This is a genomic window from Microbacterium sp. 22179 (genome assembly GCF_052045715.1).
GTDB lineage: Bacteria > Actinomycetota > Actinomycetes > Actinomycetales > Microbacteriaceae > Microbacterium > Microbacterium galbinum.
The window spans coordinates 199,626-214,361 of record NZ_JBQEPJ010000005.1; the positions used below are offsets into that span (position 1 = coordinate 199,626).

Annotated in this window: 18 protein-coding genes; 7 read left to right on the forward strand and 11 right to left on the reverse strand. The window is 69.6% G+C overall.

What is annotated here, in order from left to right:
• Positions 1 to 21: 21 nt before the first annotated feature.
• Both ACTJKK_RS12700 and ACTJKK_RS12705 read right to left on the reverse strand, forming a co-directional pair.
• Positions 22 to 384 carry a fluoride efflux transporter FluC gene (locus tag ACTJKK_RS12700; RefSeq protein ID WP_440748259.1) on the reverse strand — a complete coding sequence of 121 codons (363 nt, stop codon included), beginning with the start codon at positions 382 to 384 and terminating at the stop codon, positions 22 to 24.
• On the reverse strand, positions 381 to 776 hold the full coding sequence (locus ACTJKK_RS12705) for a fluoride efflux transporter FluC (protein ID WP_440748260.1): 396 nt from the start codon (positions 774 to 776) through the stop codon (positions 381 to 383). The genes ACTJKK_RS12700 and ACTJKK_RS12705 overlap by 4 nt, the downstream gene beginning before the upstream one ends.
• Before the next feature lie 85 nt (positions 777 to 861).
• Here ACTJKK_RS12705 and ACTJKK_RS12710 point away from each other — a divergent pair, with 85 nt between their 5' ends.
• Complete coding sequence (locus tag ACTJKK_RS12710; RefSeq protein ID WP_440748261.1) at positions 862 to 2,391, forward strand: FAD-dependent oxidoreductase; 1,530 nt, start codon at positions 862 to 864, stop codon at positions 2,389 to 2,391.
• 84 nt (positions 2,392 to 2,475) lie between these two features.
• Here ACTJKK_RS12710 and ACTJKK_RS12715 read toward each other — a convergent pair whose 3' ends face one another.
• The 3 genes from ACTJKK_RS12715 to ACTJKK_RS12725 all read right to left on the reverse strand — a co-directional run bounded on the left by ACTJKK_RS12715 (position 2,476) and on the right by ACTJKK_RS12725 (position 4,786).
• Complete coding sequence (locus tag ACTJKK_RS12715; RefSeq protein ID WP_336641086.1) at positions 2,476 to 3,285, reverse strand: nitroreductase family protein; 810 nt, start codon at positions 3,283 to 3,285, stop codon at positions 2,476 to 2,478.
• A 4-nt stretch (positions 3,286 to 3,289) separates the two neighbouring features.
• The gene (locus ACTJKK_RS12720) at positions 3,290 to 3,673 is read right to left on the reverse strand and encodes a hypothetical protein (protein WP_440748262.1); all 384 of its coding nucleotides are present in this window, start codon (positions 3,671 to 3,673) and stop codon (positions 3,290 to 3,292) included.
• 315 nt (positions 3,674 to 3,988) lie between these two features.
• Positions 3,989 to 4,786 (reverse strand): MerR family transcriptional regulator, encoded by a 798-nt coding sequence (locus ACTJKK_RS12725; RefSeq protein ID WP_440748263.1) that lies wholly within the window; start codon positions 4,784 to 4,786, stop codon positions 3,989 to 3,991.
• A 166-nt stretch (positions 4,787 to 4,952) separates the two neighbouring features.
• Between ACTJKK_RS12725 and ACTJKK_RS12730 the strand changes: the two genes are divergently transcribed.
• From ACTJKK_RS12730 to ACTJKK_RS12740, 3 genes are all read left to right on the forward strand, one after another.
• Positions 4,953 to 5,798, forward strand: a complete 846-nt coding sequence (locus tag ACTJKK_RS12730) for a DUF4097 family beta strand repeat-containing protein (RefSeq protein WP_247623607.1) — start codon at positions 4,953 to 4,955, stop codon at positions 5,796 to 5,798.
• Positions 5,795 to 6,418, forward strand: coding sequence for a PadR family transcriptional regulator (locus tag ACTJKK_RS12735; protein WP_247623608.1), 624 nt, complete (start codon positions 5,795 to 5,797; stop codon positions 6,416 to 6,418). Before ACTJKK_RS12730 ends, ACTJKK_RS12735 begins: the two co-directional genes overlap by 4 nt.
• 405 nt (positions 6,419 to 6,823) lie before the next feature.
• Positions 6,824 to 7,477, forward strand: a complete 654-nt coding sequence (locus tag ACTJKK_RS12740) for a CatA-like O-acetyltransferase (RefSeq protein ID WP_440748264.1) — start codon at positions 6,824 to 6,826, stop codon at positions 7,475 to 7,477.
• A gap of 15 nt (positions 7,478 to 7,492) precedes the next feature.
• On the opposite strand, the gene ACTJKK_RS12745 is transcribed toward ACTJKK_RS12740, so the two are convergent.
• Positions 7,493 to 8,044, reverse strand: coding sequence for a universal stress protein (locus ACTJKK_RS12745; protein WP_440748265.1), 552 nt, complete (start codon positions 8,042 to 8,044; stop codon positions 7,493 to 7,495).
• 147 nt (positions 8,045 to 8,191) lie between these two features.
• Here ACTJKK_RS12745 and ACTJKK_RS12750 point away from each other — a divergent pair, with 147 nt between their 5' ends.
• Entirely contained in the window at positions 8,192 to 8,377 is a 186-nt protein-coding gene (locus ACTJKK_RS12750) for a DUF3073 domain-containing protein (RefSeq protein ID WP_017204296.1), read from the forward strand.
• 83 nt (positions 8,378 to 8,460) lie between these two features.
• Positions 8,461 to 9,276, forward strand: coding sequence for an MOSC domain-containing protein (locus tag ACTJKK_RS12755; RefSeq protein ID WP_440748266.1), 816 nt, complete (start codon positions 8,461 to 8,463; stop codon positions 9,274 to 9,276).
• Positions 9,277 to 9,285: 9 nt separating this feature from the next.
• Here ACTJKK_RS12755 and ACTJKK_RS12760 read toward each other — a convergent pair whose 3' ends face one another.
• The 4 genes from ACTJKK_RS12760 to ACTJKK_RS12775 form a co-directional block, all read right to left on the reverse strand.
• Positions 9,286 to 10,599 carry an MFS transporter gene (locus tag ACTJKK_RS12760; RefSeq protein ID WP_440748267.1) on the reverse strand — a complete coding sequence of 438 codons (1,314 nt, stop codon included), beginning with the start codon at positions 10,597 to 10,599 and terminating at the stop codon, positions 9,286 to 9,288.
• Positions 10,596 to 12,068 (reverse strand): amidophosphoribosyltransferase, encoded by a 1,473-nt coding sequence (gene purF, locus ACTJKK_RS12765; protein ID WP_440748268.1) that lies wholly within the window; start codon positions 12,066 to 12,068, stop codon positions 10,596 to 10,598. Before purF ends, ACTJKK_RS12760 begins: the two co-directional genes overlap by 4 nt.
• A gap of 6 nt (positions 12,069 to 12,074) precedes the next feature.
• Positions 12,075 to 13,190 carry a phosphoribosylformylglycinamidine cyclo-ligase gene (gene purM, locus ACTJKK_RS12770; RefSeq protein ID WP_247633057.1) on the reverse strand — a complete coding sequence of 372 codons (1,116 nt, stop codon included), beginning with the start codon at positions 13,188 to 13,190 and terminating at the stop codon, positions 12,075 to 12,077.
• A 79-nt stretch (positions 13,191 to 13,269) separates the two neighbouring features.
• On the reverse strand, positions 13,270 to 13,479 hold the full coding sequence (locus ACTJKK_RS12775; RefSeq protein ID WP_440748269.1) for a hypothetical protein: 210 nt from the start codon (positions 13,477 to 13,479) through the stop codon (positions 13,270 to 13,272).
• A gap of 158 nt (positions 13,480 to 13,637) precedes the next feature.
• Between ACTJKK_RS12775 and ACTJKK_RS12780 the strand changes: the two genes are divergently transcribed.
• The gene (locus ACTJKK_RS12780) at positions 13,638 to 14,243 is read left to right on the forward strand and encodes a zinc-binding alcohol dehydrogenase (protein ID WP_440748270.1); all 606 of its coding nucleotides are present in this window, start codon (positions 13,638 to 13,640) and stop codon (positions 14,241 to 14,243) included.
• 3 nt (positions 14,244 to 14,246) lie between these two features.
• On the opposite strand, the gene ACTJKK_RS12785 is transcribed toward ACTJKK_RS12780, so the two are convergent.
• Positions 14,247 to 14,630 (reverse strand): potassium transporter Trk, encoded by a 384-nt coding sequence (locus ACTJKK_RS12785; RefSeq protein ID WP_440748271.1) that lies wholly within the window; start codon positions 14,628 to 14,630, stop codon positions 14,247 to 14,249.
• Between the last annotated feature and the right edge of the window lie 106 nt (positions 14,631 to 14,736).

Genomic DNA, 14,736 nt, shown 5'->3' on the forward strand with positions numbered 1-14,736 from the left:
AGAAGCTGAGAGCGATGCCGCCTACCGCAGCACCGCGCCCAGCGCGAGCCCCGCGCCGGCGGCGAGGAGCCCCAGCACGAGCATCCCGACGGCGTTGAAAGCCGCCGCGCGTCGTGCGCCGTCGCGATGCAGGGCCACGGTGTCGAGCATCGCCGTGCTGAAGGTCGTGTAGCCGCCCATCAGCCCCGCGCCGACCAGGAAGAGCTGCTCCGGAAGCGCCATGGTCACGAGCCCGAGCGCGAATGCCCCGGTGATATTGATGATCAGGATGCCCCACGGGTAGCGACGGCCCGCGAAGCGGGCGACGCCCTGATCGACGACGTACCGCAGCACGCTGCCCACGCCTCCCGCGAGCGCGGCCGCGACGAACAGCAGCGGGCTCACGCCGGGACTCCCGCATCACGCACTCCCGCATCATGCCGGGGACGGCCGATGCGCAGCCCGACCGCCGCCGCGACGAGCCCGAGCACGAGCGACCCCACGGCGTACGCGGCACCCACGAGCGGAGCATCCGCCCACAGTGCCAGCGTGCCCGTCATGAAGGTGCTGTACGTCGTGAAACCGCCCAGGATGCCGGTGGCGAGGAACACGCGCAGATCCCTCGACGCGGGCAGCCGCGCCGCGACGACGCCGATGAGGAACGCCCCGACGATGTTGGCGATGAGGATCGCGAAGGGGAATCCGCCGTGATCCGGGATCAGCAGCATCAGGGCCAACCGCGCCGCCGTGCCGATCGTGCCGCCGGCCAGCACGAGGAGCAGGCGGCGGAGGGTCACAGCATCACGGTACTCCTCGCGAGGGCGTGCCGAGCACTTGTCAAGGGCGTGGGCGGTGCGGTGCGGGCCGCGTTGACTGGCCCGCATGAAGCCCCTGTGGAAGTCCGACGCCCCCGCTGCCCTCGGCACTCCCTTCGAGCCGGGCGCGCGTCACGACGTGGTGATCGTCGGCGCCGGGATCACGGGTCTCTCGACCGCCGTGATGCTCAGCCGCGCCGGCCTCGACGTCGCCGTCATCGAATCGGGCGATGTCGCCGAGCTGGCGACCGGCGGCAACACCGGCAAGCTCTCCCTCCTGCAGGGCAAGCGGCTGGCCGAGATCCGCGAGCACCATCCGGCCGCGCTCGTGCGCGCGTACGTCGAATCGAACCGCGCGGGGATGGACTGGCTCACCGCCTTCGCCGACGGCGCCGACGTCTCGTACCTCCGTCGCGCCGACCACTCGTACGCCCAGGGCCGCAGCGGACTCGAGACCCTCGAGGCGCAGCACGCCGCCGCGCAGGAAGCCGGCCTGCCGACGCGGATGCTCGCGGCCGGTGACCTCGGCGCGCTTCCGTTCGCCGTCGCCGGGGCGGTCGCCCTCGACGATCAGGTGACGATCGATCCCGTCGAGGTCGCGGATGCTCTGGCCCGCGTCTTCCTCGCCGCGGGCGGCACGCTGCACACCGGCATCCGCGCCACCGGGGTGCGGGTGATCCCCGAGACGCACGTGAAGACCGCCGTCGGGCCGATCTACGCCAAGGACGTCGTGCTGGCGACCGGCAGCGCCATCCTCGACCGCGGGCTGTATTTCACGAAGACGAGCGGCATGCGGTCGTACTGCGTCTCGTTCCGCGTGCCGGGCGAGGTGCCCGCCGAGACGTTCCTCTCGGTGGACTCGCCCAGCCGATCGATCCGTCCGGTGGCGGATGCCGACGGCCCGGGCGGGATCGCCCAGCTCGTGGTGGGCGGGAACGGGCATCCGGTCGGACGATCCGACAGCGAAGAGGCGGCGGTCGAAGACCTCGTGCGGTGGACGCAGGAGCACTTCCCCGGCGCCGAGGAGACGCACCGCTGGTCGGCGCAGGACTACCAGTCGCACAACCGGATCCCCTTCGTCGGCGCGATGCCGCGCGGCCTCGGCCGCATCCGCTTCGCGACCGGCTACGCGAAGTGGGGTCTGTCGAACGGCCCGGCAGCGGCGATCCGCCTGTCGTCCGAGATCCTCGGCACGCCGTGGCGCGAACGACCGCACTGGATGACGACGATCGCCACGCGCATGACGGTTCCCGCCGATCTCGCCCAGGGTGCGCAGGAGGGCCTCGAGGTCGGCAAGGAGGCGGTGAAGGGATGGACGGATGCCGAGACCCATCCCGTGCCGGTACCGCGCCCCGCCGAGGGCGAGGGGGTCATCGCGAACCGCGCCGGTCTCCCGGTCGGCGTCTCGACCGTCGACGGCGTCACGCGCGCGGTCGACGCCGTCTGCACGCACCTGGGCGGCGTGCTCGCCTGGAACGACGCCGAGTGCACATGGGACTGCCCGCTGCACGCCTCGCGCTTCGCCGCCGACGGCACGCGCATCGAGGGCCCGGCACTGAAGGACCTCCGCGAGCTCCCCCGCACCGGCCGGCGCTGACGCGCCCTGCATCCGCTGAGGGGTCAAGACACGCCGCATCGGATGCCGCGGGCGCGGCGTGTCTTGACCCCTCAGCGGGTGAGATCAGTCCGCGTGCGGGGGCGCGGCATCCCACCCCTGTTGCGGTGTCTCGCAGTCCTCGCGGAAGACGTACTGCGAGGCGAGTTTGCGCTGACTGCTCGACCAGTCGATCGCCGGGCGGCGCTGCTCGGGCGGCAGGTAGCCGAGCCGGTACACGGCCATGAGCTCGAGTTCGTCGGGCACGCGCAGCAGCCGCACGATCTCGTCCCACCGCCCCGGAACCTCCATCGGGAACGAGATGAACTGGATACCCATCCCCAGCTCGACCGTCGTGAGCCAGATGTTCTCCATCGCGGCGCCCATGCTGAACACCGAGTAGAACGACGAGAGCTGCCCGGGTCGGTACTCGCTGCGGTCGAGCATGACGCCCAGCAGCAGCGGCGACCCGGCGACGAGCTTGCGGTTCTCCTCGCCCAGCGTCTTGGGCACCCCGAACGTGTTCATGAGTTTCTGCCCGCGCTTGGTGAACACCTGGCTCGTGAAGGGACGCAGCGCCGCGGGCAGCTTGTCGAACAGCATCCCGCTGCGCTTCTCGTCCATCTCGGCCTGGCTGAAACGGAAGTACGGCTTGTACCGCTCGAAGAACGTGCCGTTCGACATCGCCTCTGTCATGCTCTCGCCCGAGATGCGCGAGATCTGCGCGATCGTGTCGGGGTTCTCGATCACGACGAACCGCCACGGCTGGCTGTTCAACTGCGAGGGCGCACGCCCGGCGGCCTCGAGCAGGATGCGCTGGTGCTCCTCGCTCACCGGATCGGGCAGGAATCCGCCGTTGGTGGTCTTGCGGCGGCGGATGGCGTCGAGCAGTTCCATGGGGTCACTTCCGGTCGGCGGACGGCACGCGCGAGCACACGACGCCCGCGACGATGAAGGGGGCGGCGGCCAGCGCGACGAGCGGATGCCGTGCGCTGTGCGTGCCGAGGTAGGGGATCGCCACGAGCGGCGCAGCAGCGGGGAGCAGGGCGAGGGCGGCGCGACGGCTCGCGCGGCGCGGGCGCGCCCACAGACCGGCCGCGATGGCTCCGCCGGTGGTGACGCACGTCGCGATGTAGAGGGCGTGGTGCACCCACCGGAAGTTCCGCGTGTCGATGACCTTCGCGGCCACGGCGGTGCCGAGCGCGGCATTGGCCCCGTAAGCGGATGCTGCGACGACGAACAGCGGTGCGGCCGTGCTCCGCCGCCGCCTTCGCCTCCACGTCATGCCCCGACCTTACGCCCGCGCCCCCTCCGCAGAACCACCCCTTGCGCGCGAAACACCCCTGTGGGTACGGCACCCTCCCGGTTCCTGAGCGAGCGCAGCGAAACGAAGGGCCCCCGCGCGCAGCAGCGGAGGAGAACTCGCCCTCCGCAGGAGGCATCCGCCGGTTCGATCCTGCCGAACGCGAGGAATCCTCCCGAACGGATGCCGTGGGTTGGCCCTTCGTCTTGTCTCATCTCGTCTCGTCGCTTCGCTCCTCGGTCAGGGACCGGCTGGTGAAACCGGTCCCTGAGCGAGCGAAGCGAGACCGAGGGCGGCCTACAGATTCGCCTCCGCGTACACGCGGAGCGCGTCGCGGACGAACTCCGCGCCGTGGGTGCCACCCGACGAGGTGGCGTAGTTCGCGCCGAAGCGCGGGTCGGCGACGTACATCTCGCCGAGTCCGAGCACGTACGCCTTCACGTCACCGTCGGGGGCGGATGCCGGAGTCCCCGGCACTCCCGTCAGCCACTCGACGTGACGGCGGGCGAGAGCCTGCGCCTCATCGGATGCCGGGTCGATGCCGCTCTCGGCGGCGGCGATCCAGTCTCGACCGAGGCCGGCGACCCTCTGCTTCCAGTCGGTGCGCTCGGCATCCGTCATGCTCCGCCACCAACGGTCGCCGTCGGCGTAGGCCTTCGCGCCCCAGCGCTGCTCGACCTCGTCCTTGTACTGCGTGTGGTCGAAGCCATCGAACATGTTCTCTGCCATGAGTTCTTCACCTCCTCTCAGAGCGTCGATGGTGGATTCGACCGACGCGATCTGTCGCGCCAGCCGGGTCTGCTCCTCGCGCAGCAGCGCGAGGTGGGTTTCGAGAGCGGATGCCTCGGCGCGCTCGGTCCCTGAGCCTGTCGAAGGGCCCAGCACCTCCGCGATCTGCGGCAGCCCGAGTCCGAGCTCGCGCAGCAGCAGGATGCGCTGGAGGCGCACGAGGGCGGTCTCGTCGTAGTGGCGGTAGCCGTTCGCCGCGATGCGCGTCGGCGCCAGCAGTCCGATGTCGTCGTAGTGACGCAGGGTTCTGCTGGTCGTGCCGGCGAGGCGGGCGATCTCCTGGATCGACCAGTCGCGACTGCTCATGCGCTTCTCCTTCCGTGTGAATGACTCCACCGTAGAAGTTGACGTTGCGTCAATGTCAACTGCCCGCCAACCCGAGAGTTTCCCGACCTCTTGACAGTATCGAGATATATCGTGTTATGGTTCTCGAACACGATATATCTCGATCCTCGACCCAGGAGAAGCAGACATGACCGAGAAGTGGCTCATCGCCCCCGGCGAAGAACGCGTCATCGACATCGAATCCGTGACGCGCCTCAAGGTCGGCCTCGTCGGCGGACAGGTCGACGTGATCGCGCACGACGAACCCGGCATCCGCATCGAGGTCCACGGCGTCACCACCAAGGACCTCCGCATCGAATCCCACGACGGCGAGGTCGAGATCGACCACCCGCAGCTCGGCTGGGACAACTTCCTCGAGGTGTTCCGCAACTTCGGCAGCGGGGGTCCGCGCGCCGAGGTGAGCGTGGCCGTGCCCCGCTCGATCGCGCTGAACCTCGGCGTCGTCAGCGCCGGAGCCCTCGTCTCCGGCATCCGCAACGATGCTCGCCTCAGTACCGTCTCGGGCGACCTCATCGTCGACACCCTGATCGGCGACCTCACCGTCAACACCGTCTCGGGCGACGTGCAGGTGCGCGGCCTCACCGGCTCGATCAACGCGAACAGCGTGTCGGGCGACGTGGCCGTCACCGGCGTCGTGCGCAAGGCGACCGTCGACATCGTCTCGGGCTCGACGACCGTCGACGCCGCCGGTGACGTGAACACCATCTCGGTGAACTCGGTCTCGGGAGGCACCACGGTGCGCCTCGACGAGTCGCTCGCCGCGAACTACGTCATCCGTTCGCTCAGCGGACGCCTGCTCATCGACGGCATCGAGCGCAGCTCCTCGGGCCCGAGCAACTACACCGGCACCAAGGGCGAGCTCGCCGGGCGCTTCGTCGACCTGCGGGTGAACTCCGTCTCGGGCGGCGTCACCGTTCTGCGCCGCACCCCCGAGTCGATCACGAACGACGCGGAATGGGAGGAAGAGGCATGACCCCCGCCGTCTTCTCGCACGGCGACCTGCGCCTGTACCTGCTGTCGCTGCTCGCCGAGTCGCCGCAGCACGGCTACGGCATCATCCAGGCGCTCACCGATCGCACCGGCGGCACCTACACCCCGAGCGCCGGCACCATCTACCCGCGCCTCGCGAAGCTCGAGGAAGAGGGGCTCGTCACCAAGACGGTCGACGGGCGCACCACGATCTACGCGATCACCGACGAGGGCCGCGCCGAGCTCGCCTCCCGCGAGAACGACCTGGCCGGGATCGAGTCCGGGCTCGCCGACTCGGTGCGCCTCATCGCGAACGAGGTGCGTCAGAGCGTGCAGGACGCGATGAAGACCCTCCGCGCCGACCTCGCCTCGGCCGCGCACGACGAACGCCAGTCGGCGAAGAGCCGTCCGCGCTCGGCATCCGATGACACCCGGGTGACGAGCCGCGAGGAGATGCACCGGGCGGATGCCGTGATCAACGCGTTCCGTGCACGCATCCGCACCGATCTGCGCACGCACGTGGCACAGGGCGGCGCACTCCCCGCGAACGTCGTGACCGATCTCGAGAACGCCCTCGACGCCGCCGCCCGCGCGGTCACGGTCGGCATCTCGACGACCCGCTAGGCCGCCTACCAGGTCGACGGGCTCAGCGCTGGGTCGCTGAGCCCGTCGAAGCGCCCCGCGCCATCTCCCCGTTCATAACTCCGGAGAAATTCGCCGTTCCCTCCTCGAACGGTCGGAATCGGTCGGATTCGACCTCGGTTCTGAGGAGTTATGCACGCCACTGCCCCACTGACCTTGGGCGGCGAGGCAGTGGCGTGACGGAAGAGAGCTCCGCGGATCCGGAACTGGCGATGGCTTCGCGCAGCGCCTCCAGCCGCGGTTCTCGACGCGCTTGAACGCCTTGGTAATGATGAAGCTCGTGGCCCCGTCGCGGTGCGGCGCCATGATGGCGTACTGCATCACCTCCGGCAGTTCGAACTCGGGCATGTCCGCGATGACCCAACGCGCCGATGAGAGGATGACGGCATGAGCAATCTCCGTCCGATCGATGTCGATTCGTGGCCGCGCGCCCAGCACTTCCAGCACTACTCCACCGCCGTGCCGTGCAGCTACGCCCTCACGGTCGAGCTCGATGCGACGCGGCTCACGGCGGCGATCCGCAACGCCGCGCGCAAGACGTATCCGACACAGATCTGGGCCCTTGCTGATGCGGTCAACCGTCACGAGCAGTTCCGGATGGGCCTGACCACCGACGGCGCACCCGGCATCTGGGACGTCGTGCACCCTGCGTTCACCGTGTTCAACCCCGAGCGCGAGACGTTCGCGAGCGTGTGGACGCCGTACGATCCCGACTTCGCGACCTTCCACGAGCACGCCGTCGACCTCCTGAGCACGCACCGCTCGGCGACGGAGATGTTCCCGCAGTCCGATACGCCGCCCAACACCTTCGACGTCTCGAGCCTGCCGTGGACGACGTTCACCGCGTTCTCACTGCAGATCAAGGATGCCGGGACGCATCTCCCGCCGATCTTCACCCTCGGCCGCTACGTCGAGCGCGCGGGCCAAGTGATCCAGCCCCTCGCGATCCAGATCCACCACGCCGCAGCGGACGGCTTCCACACCGGCCGCCTCGTCGATGACCTCCAGCGGCTGTTCGACGACCCGAGCTGGGTCGGCTGAGACGACCCCGGAGACTTACTCCGCCGCCTCCGGCCAGATCTCCTTCTGGGAGTCGGGAACGAGGTCGCCGAGCGGCACGACGAGGATCGACCGGTGCTGGCGATGCGCCAGGCGAGCGGCGACCGATCCGGTGAAGAATTCTCGGATGCTCTCGCCGATGCCCCGCTTGCGGGTGCCGATCACGATCAGCTGAGCGTCGAGCTTGTTCGCGAGCTGCTTGATCGCGAGCGCCGGGTCGCCGACGAGCTGACGGGCGGTCCAGGTGATGCCCGAGGCGTCGAGGGCCGGAGCGACCGCCGCCTGCACGGCCTCGAACTCGGCGGCACCGGCGTCGAAGTTGATGTCGATGGGGGCCGAGTGCACGTAGCCGTCGGGGTCCTCGTACGTGACGAAACGCGTCACGTCGACGTGGGCGACGACGAGGGGCACGCCGAGCAGTCGGGCGTAGCGCACGGCTTCGTCGACCACGCGGCCGTCCTGGTGCGGCTGCACTCCGACGATCACGGCCTTCTGCAGAGCCTGGTTCTGCGCCGCTTCGTCGGAAGGCGTCGAGGTGTGGTCGGCCATGAGATCGCTCCGTTCACCAGCCCGGCTGAGGCCAGGGGGTCTGACCCGCGTGCTATTCTGAATGCTACTCTTACCGGCTTCGAACCGGTGTCGTGAATGCCGCGGGACCTGACCACCCGCCGCTTAACTCGTGAGGGGGTCTCGCGCATGGGCCGTGGCCGTCAGAAGGCGAAACACACAAAGATCGCCCGCGAACTCAAGGCGTACAGTCCGTCGGTGAACTACTCCGCGCTCGAGCGCGAGTTGGCTCACCCGACCGACGAAGATGCCTACGTCGACAAGTGGGCAGATGACTACGCCGACGAAGACGAGGACGAACTAGAGAAGGCCTGACCGCCCCTCCGTTCGACCTCTCCCCCGTATGACCTACGGGGGTTTCGTCGTACCCGGGTGACACGATCTGCGAGGATCGACGCATGCCCCATGTCGTCGCTCTCTACCGTCACCCGATCAAGGGCTTCACTCCGGAGTCGGTCGGGTCCCTGACCGTTCAGGCCGACGGACGGGTCGCGGGAGATCGCGTGCTCGCGTTCCGTTTCGCGGATGCCGCGACGCCGGAAGAGCGCGACGGCCTCGAGCACTGGCCGAAGGCGAAGGGTCTCGCCCTGCAGGATTTCCCGGCACTGGCCGCCCTGCGCACCCACTACGACGACACCCGCGCACGAGTGCGGATCGAGCACGACGGCGCGGTGCTCGCGGAGGCGGGTCTCGACGGCGACGGACGCGCAGAGCTGACGGATGCCGTCACCGAATTCGTGCGCGCGACGCGGGAGGGTCGACGCCTCGAGCGTCCCGGGCGACTCCCCCTCGTGCTGGTCGGTGACGGCGAGACCTCGCGCTTCCAGGACCGAGCCCGAGGCTACGTTTCTCTGCACAGCCGCGGCAGCGCGGAGGCATTGGGCGAGGCGGTGGGAACGGGGATCGACGATCGACGCTTCCGCTCGAACATCGTCATCGACGGGGTCGATGCGTGGACTGAGCTGGACTGGGACGGCGAGGTGCGGATCGGCGATGTCACGCTGACCACGGAGGGACCGATCGTGCGCTGCCTCGCGACCCATGCGAACCCCGACACCGGCGAACGCGACGTCAAGGTTCTCACGACCCTCACCGGTGCGCTCGGACAGGACGAGCCGACGCTCGGACGCCTGTTCCTGCCGGTCACCCCGCCGAGCGACGAGAACGCGCCGGCGGGAGTCATCCGGGTCGGCGACGAGGTGCACGTGCCCTGAGCGTCGAGCTCACCAGCGGCCGTGCCGCGCCTCCCACTCGTCTTCGATCGTGCGGCGGCGCCCGGCGACGAGACCTGCGGGGATCGACACGATAAGCACGCCGATGACGACCATCAACGGCACCTGCCAGCTTCCGGTGGTCTCGTGCAGCAGACCGATCAGCAGCGGGAAGACCGCGGCGATGCCGTAGCCGATGCTCTGCACGAATCCGCTCAGGGCGACCGCGCTCTCGGGCGTGCGCGCACGGATGCTCAGCAGTACGAGGCTGAGCGGGAACAGGATCGCCGTGAGCCCGTAGATGATCGCCCAGAGCGCCGGGGCGACCGTCGGCACGAGCAGCAGACCGCCGAGACCCACGACGCCGCAGGCGACCGCGAACAGGAACAGCGGCCGCGTCGCCTGGAAACGCACGATCAGGATCGGCACCAGCAGCCCGCACGGGAGACCGGCGAGGGCGAAGAGCGAGAGCAGGAATCCGGCCGTCGCGGGGGTGACGCCGGCGATGTCGACGAGCATGGTCGGCAGCCAGGCGAAGGCGACGTAGGCCATGGTCGACGACGTGCCGAACACCAGCGCGAGCGCCCACGGCAACGGCATCCGCCACAGCCTGCCGAACACGCGCGGGCTGGCCGGCACGGTGGCGATGGGTCCGGTGGCGACGGCCGCGGCATCCGTCAGATCGTCGACCCCGTCGGTCGGGTCGAGCACGACGTCGGCGGCACGAGCGGATGCCGTCGACGCGCGCCCGCGTTCACCGATCAGCAGCGCGATCCACGGCAGCAGCGCGAGCACCGCGAACCCGCCCCAGAGCCCGAGCGATACCCGCCAGCCGAGCGAGTCGGCGACCGGCACGGCGACGAGCGGCGGCACGAAGGTCGAGACCGCCATCATGGTGGAGTACAGCGTCATCATCACGCCGAGACGGTCGGGGAAGTACTTCTTCACCAGCGGCGGCAGCAGCACGTTGCCCGCGCCGACACCGGCGAACACGACCACGGTCGCGGCGAGCAGGCTCGTCGAATCGCCCGCGAAGCCGCGCAGCAGGAGTCCGAGAGACATCAGGGCGAGGGCGCCGACCGCGACGCGCTCGAGCCCGAAGCGCCGTTCGACGAGCGGGGTGACCAGCCCGAACACGGCGAAGCACACCGGCGGCGCGGCGCCGATGAGGCCGACGATCACCGGCGACACCGGGAAGTCGCGGGAGATGTGGTCGATCACCGGCGACAGCGAGGCGACCGCCGAACGCAGCGAGAACGCCACGAGCACGATCCCGATCAGCGCGAGAGCCCGCCCCTGCCAGAGCGGGCGGCCCTCCGTGATCATGAGGTCTGAGAGCTCTCCACCCAGGCCAGGTACTCGTCGCTCACGGTTCCGGTGACGTACCGGCCGTCGAAGCAGCTCATGTCGAGGTCGTCGACGACCGAGCCCTCGGTGATCGCGGCCTTCAGGTCGTCGACCTCCTGGTAGACGAGGTGGTCGCAGCCCAGCACCTCGGCGATCTCGGGGATCGTGCGACCGTGCGCGATGAGCTCGTGACGCGACGGCATATTGATGCCGTAGACGTGCGGGTGCCGCACGGGCGGCGCCGCCGAGGCGAAGGTCACCGAGATCGCGCCGGCATCCCGCGCCATCTGGATGATCTCCTTCGACGTCGTGCCGCGCACGATCGAGTCGTCGATGAGCAGCACGTTCTTGCCCTGGAACTCGGTCGACATCGCGTTGAGCTTCTGGCGCACGCTCTTCTTGCGCACCGCCTGCCCCGGCATGATGAAGGTGCGGCCGACGTAGCGGTTCTTGTAGAAGCCCTCGCGGTACTCGATGCCGAGCTTGCGGGCGACCTCCATCGCGGCGGGGCGCGACGAGTCGGGGATGGGCATGACGACGTCGATCTTGTTCATCGGCACGTGCTTCGCGATGGTGTCGGCGAGACGGTCACCCATGCGCAGACGCGACTCGTAGACCGAGATGCCGTTCATGACCGAGTCGGGACGCGCGAGGTAGACGTACTCGAACGCGCACGGCGAGAGCTGCGTCGCGGCGGCGCACTGCTTGGTGTGCAGCTCGCCCTCGGTCGTGATGAAGACGGCCTCACCGGGCTCGACCTCGCGCACGACCTCGTAGTCGCCGTTCTCGAGCACCAGCGACTCGCTCGCGACGACCCACTCGTCCTTGCCCTCGTTGCCGGGCACGGTCGACGGGCGACGCCCCAGGATCAGCGGGCGGATGCCGAAGGGGTCGCGGAAGGCGAGCAGACCGTAGCCGGCGATCACGGCGATGACGGCGTACGCGCCCTCGATGCGCTCGTGCGTGCGCTCGACGGCCTCGAAGACCCGCTCGGGGTCGAGGTCGACCGTCGAGGTGGTGTTCTGCAGCTCGCCCGCGAGCACGTTGAGCAGCAGCTCGGTGTCGCTCGACGAGTTGAGGTGGCGGCGATCGCGCTTCGCCATCTCGGCGGTGAGCTCACGCGTGTTGGTGAGGTTGCCGTTGTGGATGAGGATGATGCCGTACGGCGCGTTCACGTAGAACGGCTGCATCTCCTCTTCGTTCGATGCCGTGCCCTTGGTCGCGTATCGCACGTGACCGAGACCGACGTTGCCGAGGAGCGCACGCATGTCGCGGGTGCGGAACGCCTCACGCACCATCCCCTGCGCTTTGGCGTTGTGCATGACGCCGTTCGCCTCTGCCGTGGCGATGCCCGTCGCATCCTGGCCGCGATGCTGCAGCAGGAGGAGAGCGTCGTAGATGTCCTGGTTGACCGGGGCCGTCCCCACCATTCCGACGATGCCGCACATGGGGTTTTACTTCGCTCCGTCCGCGTAGGCGCCCACGAGGCGCACCGCTCCACCGTCGACGCCCTTGGCGCCCTGTTCGAACTCTCCTGCCGGACGCCCGTCGAAACGCACCGTGCCGACCTGCCACGCGGGCATGCCCTCGGCCTGGAGCGCCGCGATCGCGGCATCCTTCGCGCTGTCGGAGACCACCGCGAGGAACCCGATACCCAGGTTCCAGGTGCCCTCCGCCGACTCGAGCGACGAACCGGCGATGTCGCTGAGCACGCGGAAGACCGGGCTCGGCGACCACGTGCTGCGGTCGACCTCGGCCCAGCTGCCCTGCGGGAGCACGCGGGCGAGGTTCGCCGCGATGCCGCCGCCGGTGACGTGGCTGAGCGCGTGCACCGCGCCCGGGACGGCGTCGATGAGACGCAGCAGGGGAAGCGTGTAGAGGCGGGTCGGCTCGAGCAGGGCCTCGCCCCACGTGCCGCCGAGGTCGGCCGAGTTGTCGCCGTACGAGATGCCGGCGCCCGTGATGATGTGACGCACGAGCGAATAGCCGTTGGAGTGCAGACCGCTCGAGGCGATCGCGAGCACCGCGTCGCCGTCGGTCACGCGGTCGGCGCCGAGGATCGCATCGGCCTCGACGACTCCGGTCGCGGCACCCGCGACGTCGTAGTCGCGCGGACCCAGCAGACCCGGGTGCTCGGCCGTCTCGCCACCCACCAGCGCGGTGCCCGTCGCGGCGCACGCCTCGGCGATGCCGCGCACGATGTCGGCGATGCGCTGGGGGAAGACCTTGCCGCAGGCGATGTAGTCGGTCATGAAGAGCGGCTTCGCACCCACCACGACGATGTCGTCGACGACCATGCCGACCAGATCCTGGCCGATCGTGTCGTGCTTGTCGATCGCCTGGGCGATCGCGACCTTCGTGCCGACGCCGTCGGTGCTGGTCGCGAGCAGCGGGCGGCGGAAGTCGCGCAGCGCGCTCGCGTCGAAGAGACCGGCGAATCCGCCGACGCCTCCGAGCACTTCGGGGCCGTGCGTCGCCCGCACGGACGACTTCATCAGCTCGACGGCGAGGTCGCCGGCAGCGGTATCGACGCCGGCTTCGGAATAGGGATTGGTGGGGGAGGCAGCCACGCGTCCAGCCTACCGCCCGCCGGGCGTGCCGAGATGCGATCGGCTCCTGCGGAGGGAGGCGATCGCATCGGCGTCACCGTCAGCGCCGAGCGTCTTCAGCCCCGTCGACATCGTCGGCCGTGTCGCGTTCTCCTCCGGCATCCGCGGCGTCGCCGTGCCGCGCGTCGCCTTCGCCGGTCACGCCCCAGGGCGCGGTCCCCGTCTCCATCCCGCTCATCGCTCCGGACTCTCCGTCGGCGCCGTCGGCTGCCGGGACCTCGCCCGTGCGTTCGTTCTCCTGATTGCGCATCATCTCTTCCTCTCGTCCGCGGGCAGCGGATGGCCCGCTTCCCCCGGTCTACGCCTCGACGGTCGAAAGGGCGCGCGGGTTGACGCGGCGCGCGGCAGCGGTTAGCACTGCTTCCCGGATTCTCACCCCGAGCGCGGCCACAGCCCTACGATGGGGCCATGGCCGACAAGCCGCAGTGGCTCATTCGCGAAGACGCGAGCGTTCCGGTGCTCGTCGCGCTCGCGCTGCGCCAGGCCCTCGGCATCCGCGTTCCCGACGATCTGCCGACTCTGCGCGATCTGCCGGTGCGCGCGCCGGATGCCGCCGACGCCACGTCGGCCATCGAGAAGCAGTGGCGCGACTACTGGGACATGACGGTCGAGCCGCGCGCACACCCCTCCGGTGTGCCCCTCGAACTGGTCGACGGTTTCGACACGCTCGTGGCGCTGCCCGCCTCCGGCGCGGAAGAGCTCGGTGCGGGGATCGCCGCGCACGCGGCATCCGCTCTGCGCTACGCGCGCGCCGCGCACGACCGCTACGTGAAGTCGATGAAGAGCCACACCGGCGGCGACGCCTACCGGGCGTACGCCAGCGCGATCGCCGAGTTCGAGCGCGACATCGGCCGGCGGGCCCACTCGTTCGAGCTGAACGTGCAGGTGCTGCCGTTCTCGCAGCGTGGGATCTGGTGGATCGGTGATCTGACCGTCGCGGTGACCGACGGTCTGCGCCGAGACATCGTGGCGTTCGACTCGGCCATCCGGCCGGTCATCGCCGAACTGGCCTGAGGGTCAGTCGCGCTCGGGGGCGGGTGCGTCGGATGCCGCGGCCTCGGGTGCCGCCTGTGCTTCGGGCGCCTCGTCGTGGATCTCGATGATCGTCTCGCGGTCGACGCGCACGACCCGGTCGTGCCGGCGGCCGGTGCGCTCCAGGATCAACGCGACGACACCGCCGAGGGCGATCCCGATCGGCACCGTCCACAGCAGCAGGAATCCGAAGACCTGGCCGGGCGGGTAGACGACGTCGAGAGCCTGCGACTCCTCGAAGCTGCCGGTGAAGGTGAGGATGCCGGCGGCGATCACACCCAGCACGACACCGATACCCATGAACACGCCGTACCGCGGCACGTGGCGCACGGTCGCTTCGACGGTCTGCGGGGTCTCGGAGGAGGACATGCCTCCATTCTCCCACCGTTCCCTCCGGACCGCGCCACGTCCTTCGTCTCGTCGCTCCGCTCCTCGCTCAGGAGCCGGGTGTCTGCCGCCCCTGAGACCCGGCTCC

Bases quoted from the DNA above. Each gene is read 5' to 3' on its own strand.
- ACTJKK_RS12750 (WP_017204296.1), top strand. From the start codon at position 8,192: ATGGGCCGTGGCCGTCAGAAGGCGAAACACACAAAGATCGCCCGCGAA.
- ACTJKK_RS12720 (WP_440748262.1), bottom strand. From the start codon at position 3,673: ATGACGTGGAGGCGAAGGCGGCGGCGGAGCACGGCCGCACCGCTGTTC.
- purF (WP_440748268.1), bottom strand. From the start codon at position 12,068: ATGTGCGGCATCGTCGGAATGGTGGGGACGGCCCCGGTCAACCAGGAC.
- ACTJKK_RS12760 (WP_440748267.1), bottom strand. From the start codon at position 10,599: ATGATCACGGAGGGCCGCCCGCTCTGGCAGGGGCGGGCTCTCGCGCTG.
- ACTJKK_RS12780 (WP_440748270.1), top strand. From the start codon at position 13,638: ATGGCCGACAAGCCGCAGTGGCTCATTCGCGAAGACGCGAGCGTTCCG.
- ACTJKK_RS12740 (WP_440748264.1), top strand. From the start codon at position 6,824: ATGAGCAATCTCCGTCCGATCGATGTCGATTCGTGGCCGCGCGCCCAG.
- ACTJKK_RS12745 (WP_440748265.1), bottom strand. From the start codon at position 8,044: ATGGCCGACCACACCTCGACGCCTTCCGACGAAGCGGCGCAGAACCAG.
- ACTJKK_RS12755 (WP_440748266.1), top strand. From the start codon at position 8,461: ATGCCCCATGTCGTCGCTCTCTACCGTCACCCGATCAAGGGCTTCACT.
- ACTJKK_RS12735 (WP_247623608.1), top strand. From the start codon at position 5,795: ATGACCCCCGCCGTCTTCTCGCACGGCGACCTGCGCCTGTACCTGCTG.
- ACTJKK_RS12775 (WP_440748269.1), bottom strand. From the start codon at position 13,479: ATGCGCAATCAGGAGAACGAACGCACGGGCGAGGTCCCGGCAGCCGAC.
- ACTJKK_RS12710 (WP_440748261.1), top strand. From the start codon at position 862: ATGAAGCCCCTGTGGAAGTCCGACGCCCCCGCTGCCCTCGGCACTCCC.
- ACTJKK_RS12725 (WP_440748263.1), bottom strand. From the start codon at position 4,786: ATGAGCAGTCGCGACTGGTCGATCCAGGAGATCGCCCGCCTCGCCGGC.
- ACTJKK_RS12730 (WP_247623607.1), top strand. From the start codon at position 4,953: ATGACCGAGAAGTGGCTCATCGCCCCCGGCGAAGAACGCGTCATCGAC.
- ACTJKK_RS12785 (WP_440748271.1), bottom strand. From the start codon at position 14,630: ATGTCCTCCTCCGAGACCCCGCAGACCGTCGAAGCGACCGTGCGCCAC.
- ACTJKK_RS12715 (WP_336641086.1), bottom strand. From the start codon at position 3,285: ATGGAACTGCTCGACGCCATCCGCCGCCGCAAGACCACCAACGGCGGA.